This window comes from Bacillus sp. 3255, assembly GCF_031456485.1.
Classification (GTDB): domain Bacteria; phylum Bacillota; class Bacilli; order Paenibacillales; family NBRC-103111; genus Paenibacillus_E.
Genome location: NZ_JAVDUS010000006.1, coordinates 266,621 through 278,708, shown reverse-complemented (window position 1 = coordinate 278,708; position 12,088 = coordinate 266,621). Strand labels below are relative to the sequence as shown.

Sequence of the window (12,088 nt, the reverse complement as noted above, 5' to 3'; positions counted from 1 at the left end):
ACACAATGTGCTCAGCTCTTTTTTTGGGGTTTGCGCAGCTGCGCGTTGGCGCAAGGCACGGCAACCGCAGGCGCTGGCCGCTGGCCGCTGGCGCCGGTTGCGGCCAGCCCCCACGCCAACCGGTCGCGTCCGGCTAACGGACACAGCGGACCTTATTCGGCCCATTTCGGCCGATGCAGAATTCTAACGGACACCAGCGCTGCTATTTGCCCGTTTTCGGCTGAATTTCGCCGGAAATCGGCAAATAGCGTCTCCTGTGTCCGTTAGAATCCGAACGGACCGGTTCCCACGGCTTTAGCGGCCGTGGTGACCGTTAGCGCGCCCGGCCTTGGCGGCGACGCTGCTCCCTGCCGGCCGGCGGCCCGACTTTGACAGTGAACACACCAGTCGGTCGCGACCGGCTAACGGACACAGCGGACCTTATTCGGCCCATTTCGGCCGATGCAGAATTCTAACGGACACCAGCGCTGCTATTTGCCCGTTTTCGGCTGAATTTCGCCGGAAATCGGCGAATAGCGTCTCCTGTGTCCGTTAGAATCCGAACGGACCGGTTCCCACGGCTTTAGCGGCCGTGGTGACTGTTAGCGCGCCCGGCCTTGGCGGCGACGCTGCTCCCTGCCGGCCGGCGGCCCTCTGAACCGCGCCCGGCCCCGCTCGAACTGTCCGTCCGACTAAACGGACACAACAATAATGCCCTCAGCCGTCAAGGCCAAGGGCATCAGTCGTCAACTCGCGCTAATCCGAAGTCGCGAACCAGTCGTTCTTCATCGTCGCCACCAATCGGCGATGACCTTCAAACTCCTCATAAATATTGAAGTCGTACGTTTTGAGGAAGCTCAGCTTGTAGATTAAATCGCCATTCTCGAGGCTGATTTTGAAATCGGTATGCTTGCCGACCTTCAGCTTCGACTGCGGCGTCTCCGGCGATTCATTCGGCTGCCGCTCGAAGCTGCTCAAGTCAGCCGACCATTCGATAGCCCGCATACCGTTCGTATCGTTGATCTGAAAAATAATCTTACGCCCCTGCGTGCTAATCTTCGTGCTCATGTCCTTCACGATTTCATAGTTGAACTTCAAGGACAGCTCTTCATCGTTCAGCGTCGTGCCGAAATGGTCGATGGAGATCGTGTACGGCGCAAGCTGGATCCCCTTCAGCGGTGTCTTCACCTCGTGCTGAGCATCCGGCAGCCAGAAGGCGAAAGGCTTCACATAGAGATCGGCATCAGACGAATCGTCGTCGTCCGAGTCGTCATCGTCATCATCATCATCAGCTTCCGTAGATACCAGCTTGCCATTCTCCGCAACGGCTTCCCCGAGCAGCAGGCTCATACCGCTCTTGTCTAACCCCTTCGGAAGCATGCTGGAGACAATCAGCAGCGCTTTCCCGTCGGGTCCCACCTTCTCCTTCACATCCAGCACGCTCGCAGGATACACGGTACCGCTCGCCGAGCGGAAGCTCGCCACCAGCTTCGCTAAGTTCGTGAATCTTTTCTCCAGATTCTGGGCGAGCACCCGCACCGTGTACTGATCTGTCGATTCGCCTTCGTAGGCCAATACGTTTTGAATGGAATATTTGGCCTGATAGCCCGGATCCGCCAATTCGTACGCAGCTGAAGCCGCTTGAACCGGCACTTTCAACAGATCCGCCTGCGTCTCGAACTCCAGCAAGTCGACGATTTTATCCTCGGACGTTTTTTCCTGCAGCACTAACTTTAACTCGGAGAATTCGTACGTATACGGAACTTTCGCCGCCATCTGCATCCCGATCGAGCTCCCTATCCCAAGCCCCAATACCTTGGCGGGAACGATGACCTTCGCTTCCACTTTCACTTTACCATCCAGCAGGAAGTAACCCTTCAAGTCCGGAATCGGCAGCGAATCCGCCCCTTTATTCAGAAGCGATAAATCGGCCGTCAGAATATCCTCATCTTCCCATGGCAGTCGGTACATGCCGTTCATTTGGGCCGTATACATGCCATTCTCATCGGTAAACTCCGCCTCTTCGCCCGCACCTGTCACCACCTGCTCGGACTGGGCCGGCAGCGCCAAATAGGCAACCGGAACGTTCAGCTTCAAATCGGGCAAATTCTGCGCAATCACCAGCTGCCAATCCTCCGAGACGACCGAGGCAGGGATGCTGCCCGTTAGCTCCACTTCCTTCGACTCTTGGGAGCCGACGATGAGATCTTTCAGCCCTTTGGCTTGCAGCGGATACGTATACCCTTCCGAGGAGCGTATAGCGAACTGGTATTCAGGTACGGCAGAACTGTATTTGCCGGTATTGGTAAGCTGCAGCGTTAATTGGGGTAAGCTGTTCTTTTCATTACGGCCAAGCGTATATTCGGTCACCTTGACATCCATGGTTGTGCCTGACATTTTGACGGCTTGCGAGCTGCCGGCCGGCGTCACTTGCGTAAAGTCATCAGGTACGGGAATGTCGCCAAGCTTGCGTTCGAAGGAAGCGAGTGAGAAATCCCATTTGCCCAAACTGAATGTCAGATCATGCAAAGACGTTCCTTCGTTGACCATCGCATAATAGGTATATTGCTGGGTAGAGCCCGCTGCAATTTTCGTTTTCTCTTTGTCCTGCGGCATCATTTTGGCCGTAAATTTATCGCCGTTCTTGCCGTACAAGCGCACCCAGTAATCAATGAGCGACAGGCTCTCCGCGCTTTTGTTCGTAATGCTTAAAGTGAATGTCACGATATTGCCGTTCTGATCCGACAGCAGATTCAACTGATTGATCTCTGCGTAACTGCCTGCACCTAGCTGAATACGATTCAATGAGATAGCCGTTTGCGCCATACTGCTGGCTGCACCGTCTGCATACACGGCAGATGGGATCAGCGAACTTACCATGGCAGCCATAGCAATGGACATGAGGCCGGGAATTCGTTTGGACAATCTGGTCATCAGCAGCTTCCTTTCCACCTAAAATGTCGTTTACGCTTGTTTACCCATCGTTTCAAGACCGAGCAGCTCTTCCGGCCTCATGGCCTTCAACTGCTTTTCGTACAATTCGCGGTACAGCCCGTTCTGCGCGAGCAGCACGGGATGCTTGCCTCGCTCAACGATCCGTCCGCGGTCGATGACGAGGATTTGATCGGCCCGGACTACGGTTGCGAGACGATGTGCGATAACGAACGTCGTCCGCCCTTCCATAAGCCGTCCGAGCGCCTCCGTCACCAAATGCTCGGACTCGGCGTCGAGCGCTGATGTAGCCTCATCCAGAATTAAGATGCGGGGACTCTTGAGAAGCGCTCGCGCGATCGCAATGCGCTGCTTCTGCCCGCCCGAGAGCCGAACGCCGCGTTCGCCGATCATGGTTTCATAACCGAGCTCCCATTCTTCAATGAACTCATGCGCATTAGCCGCCTCAGCGGCCGCGATAATTTGCTCCTTCGACGCCTTGGGGCTGCCGTAAGCGATATTCTCATAGACCGTTCCCGAGAACAAAATATTGTCCTGCAGCACGAGCGCCATATGGCTTCGCAAATCATGCAAATCATAATTGCGCATGTCTTCCCCGTCGAGCGTCACACTGCCTTTATTGGGATCATAGAAACGGAGCAGCAAATTAATAATCGTCGACTTGCCCGCGCCGCTTGGCCCGACAAGCGCAATGACATCGCCGCTTCTAGCCTTGAAGCTGATCCCTTGAAGCGCAGCCCTGGACTCCGTGACCATGGAGGGCGGATCCGGTCTCATTTTCGGCGGAATCCAATAGAACCGCTTGGCGGGCTTCTGCCGCTCAACCAAATCTTTATCCTTCGGCTCCGCTTCGACCGGCTGCTTCTCAGGCCTTTCGATCACGTAATCGAAACCGACATCATGAAATTCAATTTCACCCTTGCACGTTTTGAGCGGCCGGGGATTATCGATATTCTTGATTTCGGGTTCAATATCGAACACCTCGAAAATTCTTTCCACGTTAGCAAGCGAATTTTGGATCGTAACGTTCACATCGGAAAATCGTTGAATGGGACCGTACATTTGGGACAAATACGCTTGAAAAGCAATCAATTCGCCGACCGACATCTTGCCCCGAATGACCATCGTTCCCCCTGCGAACCAGATGAGCAGTCCCCCGAAGTCTTGAAACGTTTGACTGATGCGACCTAAGGTGTTCGAGAGAAATTGGGCCGTCATCGCGTACGTATAATGGGCTGATGCTTGCTTTTTGAAACGGTTCAGCTCCATTAATTCCCGGTTAAAGGCCTGCACCACTTTCATCCCGGCAATACGCTCTACGAGCACGCCGGACATGCGCTCCATCTGCCGGTGCACCGAGCGCCACGCATAACGAATATGCACATTCGCGTTCGTAAAAGTTAAATAATAAACGGGAAGCAGCCATAGCGACAGCAGAGCCAGCTTCCAATCCATATGAAACAGCATAAATCCGGCGAAGACGACTAGAAATAGGTCGATAACGAGATTAATGACCCCGGCGCCGACCAGATTTTGCGCGCCATTCACATCATTCAGAATTCGCGAGACGATGCTTCCGACTTGTCGGCTGTCATAGAACCGCTGAGACAGCTTCTGCATATGCTCATAGAGCTGGAACCGGATGTCGATGACCATCGAATTGCCCATTCTCGCCATTACCCATTGACGGGCATAATTCACAATCGTCCCAAACAGGTAGACGGCTGCCAAAACACCGATCACCTTGGACAGTGTCCATGAACTGCTTTTTAAAGGAAGCACTTCGTCGATTAGCACTTTGGTCATCCAAGGCACGGTCATGGGCACGATAAATTGCAGAATGCCCAGCCCGACAATCGTCAAAATCATAAAACGGTATGGCTTCAGAAATTTAAAATACCGCCGTATCAGATGGGAATTTACCTCTTTCCGCATCGTACACCTTCTTTCCGTCATAGCTGCTATCCGACTACTCCGTCCCTTCAGACAGTCACGATAGCCCTAAGCGAACCCGTTCAAAAAAATCCGGCGGTCCCACTTGCCCGCCCTTCAAGACGACTTCCAAACCGTCCAATCGTTCATCGTGCGAATAGGCCCGGCACAGCGGACCACCCGGAACGACAGGCGCAATCATTTCCAACGCGTATAAATTCAACTGTTTGATCGCAAAGCCCGACGTATCGCCTCCGGCAAAGACGACCCTGCGGAGACCGGCTGACATCACGAGTTGTTTGGCCATTTCGCCCAACCGCCCGCCGATTCGCTCACCGGTTGCCGACAAGTGCCGGCCATCCTGGCTCAGCAATTGATGTGTTTCTGCTATTGATTCATCATTCGGTCCCAGCGCTGTGTACATAATGACATTCTTGCCTGCCCGGAGATGACGCTCCGCCTCGCGCATGACCTGCTCTTGAACCTCTGCTGCATCTTCCGCGAAAAATAAAGGCGCAGGCACGCGAACCCCCGCATATCCGTGCGCCAAAGCCCAATTAATTTGCGCGCTGGTCGCAGGCGAACAGCTGCCGGATACGACGAGCAGCTGTTCGGCGGGTTCCGCTCGCAAATCTGGGGCGCAGGCAGGCAGCCTGCCGAGTTCCCGCAGGTGAGCGACCAGCGCGTATTCCACCCCTGAGGAGCCTGCTGCGAACAAAGGCGCCCGCTTGCTTTCTTCCGCAAGCAGGCTGCCGATTCTGGCAAGATGCTCGTTCGTCAGCACATCGAATAACACGATATCGAGGTTATCCTGCAGTCTCTCTTCCAAACGTTCTTTCAACTCTTCTCCGCTTAGCTCCAGATCGAGGACATCGAATAAGCCGATCGAGCCGGATGTCTGTTCAGCCAAATGAACCCGGAGGTCCGCTTCATTCATCGGCGTAACCGGGTGGTTGGTCATATTCGGATGCCGGTCTAAGCGAAGCGTAGCCTCCCCGTGTCCTGTAAAATGGTTGCCAAACACGGTATACCGCTTCAGGACAGGCGAACCTGCCAAAAGCGGCGTAAAGCGTTGGTCCGGGAAGAGATCCCGGCCGATTTCGATAGCTTTCCCGATGCTGCCGACTTGCGGGGAAGAATCGAAGGTAGAGCATATTTTGTAGTGAATGATATCCGGCTGGAAAGCTTTAAACGCCGCTAGCGCCGGCCGAAGCGCGCTCTCCATCTCCTCCGGGCTCATCGTCCGGCTCACGCCGGCCACACCGAAGCCGTCGTAATCGCGGAATTTCTCCTCCCACAACGCTTTGCCCGGAACGTCCATGAACAAGATGACGCGCATTCCGCCCGCCGTCAGCGCCTCCAGCACATCCGTGGACCCGGTGAAGTCATCCCCGTAATAACATATCCGCATTCGCAATCGTCTCCCGTCTCTCATCCGCCGAGCTTCAGCCGAAAGCGGCCAAAGCCTGCTTCAATTCCGGATGCTTCTCTCCATACAAGTCGAGCGGAATGCCTGCCAGCGCGGCCTCCCATCCTTGGACAAGGCTGCGGAAGCCTGCGCCCGGACCGCCCGGATGAGCATGAATGCCGCCCCCGGCGATATTCATCAAATCCACGGTGCCCAGCGTCTTGAACGTCTCCGGCGCTGCGCCCGCCCATTGCTTCGAAGACAGCACGGGAAGCACCGTATCCGAAGCGCCGAACATCGGCTTCAAGCAGTCTTGCACGCTCTCGATGACGGAGCCGTTGCTTTCATAGAACTTATTATTGAGCCCATTCACATGCAAATGGTCTACACCGGCGAGGCGGCATAGTTTTTGATAAGCCGCAAAGGACATACCTAGATACGGATACCTCGACAGCATTCCCCACTGGTTCCGGTGCCCGTGAATGCATACAGGCGCATGCTTCCTCAGATGAGCCAATCCCGCAAACCCGATGCTGTTCACGCTGACCATGACACAGTTGCCGCCGGAGTTGACGACGGTTTCCAAATGCTGCAGCATCGGATCGATATCGTCCGTGATGTTGAAGGCGTACATCGTTTTTTTGCCCGTGATGTCCGCTACCCGTTCGATCTCTTCCATTACCGCCTTCACGCGCTGGCTGATCGGAGCATACGGCGGATTGCCGTGAACCTCGTCATCCTTGATGAAATCAATGCCGGCCATCGCAAGTTCCCGGACAATAGCCCGGAGCTGATCGGTCGGCAATCCGATGTTCGGCTTAATAATTGTCCCGATGATAGGCCGGTTATGAACACCGGTCAGTTCCCTTGTACCGGAAATGCCGAAGCGCGGTCCTTCGTACCTATCCAGGAATGCCGGAGGCAGCTCAAGATCGAGCAGGCGCAGTCCGGACAGCTCTTCCAATTCGTACAGATTGCCCGCGACCGTCGCGAGCACATTCGGAATGGACGGGCCGATGTTGTCATATGGAAAAGCAATCTTCACGATGCCACGGCGAAACTCGCCTTTGTGCCCGGCAGGAACCTTCGCTCCTGGAAGCGAGGGAAACGGCACGCTATCGAGTTCTGTGATGGATACGATCTGGGCACGGTGCTTCAGCTTTAAGCTCTCCGTTTCGTTCGGCAGCGCGATGAACGTCCCTGTGGACTGCTCACCGACGATAATTTCACTCGCTTGCTCCAAGGAAAGAGCCGTTTCAAGCCAATAGGTGGCAATGATTTGATTGTTCGTTAGCATGGATATTTCCCCTGTCTTTCCAATTCGGCGCGCACAGCCATCATCCCCAACCGGGGGCTTGCATATACGGGAAGTCCGGTTTCCTCCCGCAGCGTTTTCTCCATTCTAACCATGGAGCCTTGTGCCAGCACGAGCGCGTCGGCTTTGCCTGCAACGGATTTAGCCGCTTCATAGATCAACCGGTCATGCTCATCAGGCTGGCCTGACACCAAAGCTTGATAAGCGCCTTCCGCCAAGGCATCATGCACGGTGACCTGACGCTTCTGAAGCTCGGCCTCCCGCTGCAGCAAATGCCTGGTTGGCTCAAGCGTGGTCGGCAGCGTTGCCAGCACGCCGATCCGTTCGAAATTCAAAGTCGCTTGACGGGCCATTTCATCATCGATTTTCACAATGGGAATATGGAACAGAGGGCGCACGCGGTCCGCCACTTCGCCGACCGAAGAGCATGTATTGAGAATCAGGTCAGCCCCGATATCTTCCGCGTGCCGGTAGTACTGCACGAGACGACGGATGACGCCCGTCGTCACATTCCCCGCCTGAATGACCTCGGCAATCAAGCTGTCGTCGATAATGTTAACAAGGCGGCAGCCCGGCAATTCCTCCCGAAAGATCGGCGCGATTCGCTCCGAAAGCCCTTGGCCCGTATACACCGCAACAACTGTAGTCATCCCTTCTCCTCCTTTAGCTTGCTGAATCTTGCACAAGCGGCGTGGCATTGCCCAATCGTCCCTCTTGCAAGAGCCAACGGTCCGCGTCCGGGATATCGAAATAGCGGAGCATGCCCGGCATAATAAAGCTTAAGGAATCCGTTTCATCATAAAATGGTTCTCTGATCCACTCGCCGATACTGCTCATTCGGTCCGTTAAATTGACGTTTCTGACCCGATTGTCGAGAAGTGCCGCAAGCTCCGCATAAATGGCATACTTCCCGCTTCCGTAGAGCTCGATCTGATCCGGATCGACATTCTTTAGCGTCGTTGCCAGCTCCACCGCACGCAGGACATCGTAGGTGCGGACGGCCGCCATGCTGTCGCCAAGCCACATGAGCTCATCCGTATAACGGTCCATCATGCCGAAGCGCTTGAACGGCTTCTCTTCAGGATTATTAAGATAAGGCAAAAGCGATCCGATGCCCACGGGGTTCAGCACCATGGCGATGCGGCCAGCGGCACAAGTTTCCTCGATCCACTTGGCATGCGCGTCGGTCTGCTTGGTACCGCCGTCCCAGATGGCAATCGTAATCGGCAGCCTGCGGCCCGCGAGCTCCGACCGGAAGAACTGCAGCGCATTATTGAGCAGTCCCTTCTGGCTCCACCAGACCGTTCTAAGCGCCCACAGCTGCTCCACCTCTCCGCCCCCGGAAAGACGCGGATTCAGATCGCACGGCTTGCGTTTCGCATAGACAGCGTTTCGCAGCCAGGTCAGCGCCTGCCGTTTGTGCATATCCGCCGGCAGCGACTGACGCGCCTTCTCCAGCACGTTCAGACGGTCCACCGTTTCCGTGTGGATGCTTCGAGCATTCGGGCATTCCCCGATCACTTGACCGCTCTGCGTGCAGCGGAGCTGCTCGGCAGGCAGCAGTTGGATGGTTTCCTGCGACACCGTCACCTTGCGGCCCAGCAGATGTTCAGAGAAGAACTCGGCAGCCGCCCGTGCCAGCGGAAGCGTGAAGCGGTGCGCATTCTCATCCTCGAAAATATCCAGTAGATGCCCCTTGCCATGCATCTCCCAGAACCTACGGTTAACGGCTACCGTATGGCGAGGCGCCTCGATCGGAACGGAATCGTAGGTGGTCGCGAGCACGCGAACCGGTCGCGGAGCCATGGCGAGTACGATATCCTCGTGGTCGAAGCCCAAGGCCGAGAAGCCGGGCCACTTCTGCTCGGCATCCTGCGCTTTGCCCGTGAGCAGGAAGTAAGGGCGGTTCATAATAAATCCGCCGGGTGCGGCGGCAGCGATGCGTTCGTCGTACATCATGAGCAGCGATGTTTGTGTACCGCCGCCGGAATGGCCGGTAACCCCGATCTTCGCCGGATCGACTTCCGGCCTCGTGCACAAGTAATCGATGGCGCGCACGCAATCATGCAGCATATAGCGCGCGAAGCTGTCGCCAAGCGGCAGGCATTGCCGGCCGACGTTCTCATGCTCCGTCACGCTCGTCATCGGGGCTTGCCCCGTCTCCGGATCATAGAAGCCGAACCGCTCGCCTTGACCTAACGGATCCAGCGACATTACGATTAGACCGGCATGCACCAAGTAGTGGCATACCGTCTGATACTCGTCGCAATGCTTCGCCTGCTCGCGGTGCCCGCACAGGAGCAGCACGGCTCCGCGCGGTTCCGTGATCCCGTCCGGCACGTACAGATTAGCCGTGGCATACACGTGCGGTCTCGGCTCGAAGATGATTTTCTCCACGCTGAAACCGTTCCCTGCAACTTTGCCGGTCACACGCGGATGGAGAGGCGTATCCAAGGCCGGCATACCGCCAAGGCAGTTTACAATTTCCTGGCGGATCTTCTTTTGCCGCAAACTCAGATCGTTGACATTTTGAATAGCTTCACGGTCCTGCTCGCCTTTCTCGGCGGCACGCATGGCGGATTCGTAGATCCACCTCGGAAGTTGGCTTTTGACATCAAAGTTGGCTATTTGAACATTTTGGAAATTCTCAAACACGATGTGTTCCCCCTTTCGAAACTTCTGCAAGGTCCGGCTGAACCAGCAGATCGGCTAAGCGGACAGGTTGATTCGCAAGCGCCGATTTCCAGACGGCTTCACCGGTCAGTACGGCCAAGGCTCCGGCTTCGGCACCTGCCATAATGTCGTAAGGACGCAGCGGATCAGGTCCGAGGAACAAGTCCTCCAGTATAAGCGGATCGCCTCCGCCATGCCCACCTGTTTGCGGTACGACTTGAATCGTTTCTTTTCCCCCGAATAGCGGGAAATAGTCAATCGTTTGCTCCGGTACATGGAAGGCAGCCCGTCCGGACATAATCTCCTTCGTTTCGATTCGGCCTCTGGTACCATTAATCGCGAGCCTATAGCCTTCGTACGGCAGCGAGAAATTCACCGAATAGCTGAGCATCGCGCCTTTGTCATACTTAACCACCGCTGAGTACGTGTCCTCGATATCAATCTCAGAGTCGAAAATGCACCCGTCAGGACGGTATCCTGTATAATTGGCAGGCTGAATATCCACGGCCGTCACATGGTCGTCCGGCGGTACAACCTCTTTGCTGCGGGAAGACCAGCGCATGAAGTACGTACATGACGGCTTGACTTTGCATGTGCCGCAATACCTGCCGTCTTCCTTCTCGGGATTAAGCTCGCCGTTCGGACCGAAATAGTTGAGCGCCCCATATGCAAACGCTTCCAATGGTTTCTGACTGATCCACCAATTGACTAGATCAAAGTGGTGCGTGCTTTTGTGTATGGACAGCCCGCCGGAGTTGCTGCGTTTGCGGTTCCATCTCTTGAAATAGCTCGCTCCGTGATACGTATCGATATACCAATTCAAATCGACGGACGTCACCCTTCCTACCCGTCCTTCTAGAATCAGTTCCTTAATTTTCGTGTGAATCGGTGAATACCGATAATTGAAGGTTACATGCAGCGTGCCTCTGCTGTTGCGCTGGGCGTCCAGCACCCGCTTGCAGTCAGCTCCGCTCGTCACCATCGGCTTCTCCGAGATGACTTCAAGATGATGCTCTAAGCCCCCCACAATATAGTCGGCATGGGTATAATCCACGCCTGCGACGATCACGGCGTCGGGCTGCGTCTCCCGGATCATCTGCTCGAACTGCTCTGGCGCGTAAACCGGAGTGCCCGCCAATGCAGGAAATTTCTTGAAACAATTAGCAAAACGGCTTGGATCTGCATCCAGTAGTCCGACGATTTCACAATGCTGTTTGAAGGTATCCAGCATAGGACGGATAAACATGCCGTTCGCCCTTGTGCTGACACCGCATATAACGTATCTTTTCTTAGCCACGTCGTTCCCCTCCTCGCTTCTACTGATAAGTATACAAAGTTGTGAATAGCAAACCAGTAGTGAAAACGACTGTCATTATAGGTCAATCCTGTCTGTGGCTACAGGAAAAAAAAGAGAAAGTCCATGTTCGGACTTTCCCGCAAGCTGTTTAATATTTTCTATATTATTGGGCTGTTAAATTTTGGAGGCCCAACTCGGCGCCACCAAATCCGATTCCGTCTGATGACAGCTCTAAGATGAATGAAACCGTGCCAGAATATCCGCTGACATCAATTTCACCAAGTCCTCCCCAATAATCGTCGTTTGATGTCACGCACTGACCATTTGCGGTAAAAACAGCGGCATAATGCCAATAATTTCCCCTACCCCAGTGGGAATAAAGCACGTCAATTGAAAGTTTGCTGGCATTTGAAACATATGTAGTACCGTATACTGCTCCATAACAGCTGGAATTACTATTTAAACCACCGGACATATAAGTAACTCCGCTATAATCATTCAAAACCGAACTGTATTGGCTCGTATAACACGA

General features: G+C 54.8%; 9 protein-coding genes. 1 reads left to right on the top strand and 8 read right to left on the bottom strand.

The features are described 5' to 3' along the window. The first annotated feature begins 30 nt into the window (after positions 1 to 30). Complete coding sequence (locus J2X61_RS11820) at positions 31 to 267, top strand: hypothetical protein (RefSeq protein ID WP_310187942.1); 237 nt, start codon at positions 31 to 33, stop codon at positions 265 to 267. A 468-nt stretch (positions 268 to 735) separates the two neighbouring features. Here J2X61_RS11820 and J2X61_RS11815 read toward each other — a convergent pair whose 3' ends face one another. The 8 genes from J2X61_RS11815 to J2X61_RS11780 all read right to left on the bottom strand — a co-directional run bounded on the left by J2X61_RS11815 (position 736) and on the right by J2X61_RS11780 (position 12,031). Then, the gene (locus J2X61_RS11815) at positions 736 to 2,913 is read right to left on the bottom strand and encodes a hypothetical protein (protein WP_310187939.1); all 2,178 of its coding nucleotides are present in this window, start codon (positions 2,911 to 2,913) and stop codon (positions 736 to 738) included. A gap of 30 nt (positions 2,914 to 2,943) precedes the next feature. Beyond that, positions 2,944 to 4,800 (bottom strand): ABC transporter ATP-binding protein, encoded by a 1,857-nt coding sequence (locus J2X61_RS11810; RefSeq protein ID WP_310187938.1) that lies wholly within the window; start codon positions 4,798 to 4,800, stop codon positions 2,944 to 2,946. Positions 4,801 to 4,921: 121 nt separating this feature from the next. Next, positions 4,922 to 6,274, bottom strand: coding sequence for a four-carbon acid sugar kinase family protein (locus tag J2X61_RS11805; RefSeq protein WP_310187936.1), 1,353 nt, complete (start codon positions 6,272 to 6,274; stop codon positions 4,922 to 4,924). 34 nt (positions 6,275 to 6,308) lie between these two features. Then, a complete protein-coding gene (locus J2X61_RS11800) occupies positions 6,309 to 7,568 on the bottom strand; it encodes a ribulose-bisphosphate carboxylase large subunit family protein (protein WP_310187933.1) in 1,260 nt (419 codons plus the stop codon). Further along, complete coding sequence (locus tag J2X61_RS11795) at positions 7,562 to 8,236, bottom strand: aspartate/glutamate racemase family protein (protein WP_274469905.1); 675 nt, start codon at positions 8,234 to 8,236, stop codon at positions 7,562 to 7,564. The genes J2X61_RS11800 and J2X61_RS11795 overlap by 7 nt, the downstream gene beginning before the upstream one ends. Before the next feature lie 13 nt (positions 8,237 to 8,249). After that, a complete protein-coding gene (locus J2X61_RS11790; RefSeq protein ID WP_310187931.1) occupies positions 8,250 to 10,241 on the bottom strand; it encodes an alpha/beta hydrolase family protein in 1,992 nt (663 codons plus the stop codon). Beyond that, on the bottom strand, positions 10,234 to 11,556 hold the full coding sequence (locus tag J2X61_RS11785) for a Gfo/Idh/MocA family oxidoreductase (protein ID WP_310187928.1): 1,323 nt from the start codon (positions 11,554 to 11,556) through the stop codon (positions 10,234 to 10,236). Before J2X61_RS11785 ends, J2X61_RS11790 begins: the two co-directional genes overlap by 8 nt. Positions 11,557 to 11,719: 163 nt before the next feature. Next, positions 11,720 to 12,031: a hypothetical protein gene (locus J2X61_RS11780; RefSeq protein WP_310187925.1), complete on the bottom strand. Its 312-nt coding sequence runs from the start codon at positions 12,029 to 12,031 to the stop codon at positions 11,720 to 11,722. Positions 12,032 to 12,088 lie beyond the last annotated feature (57 nt).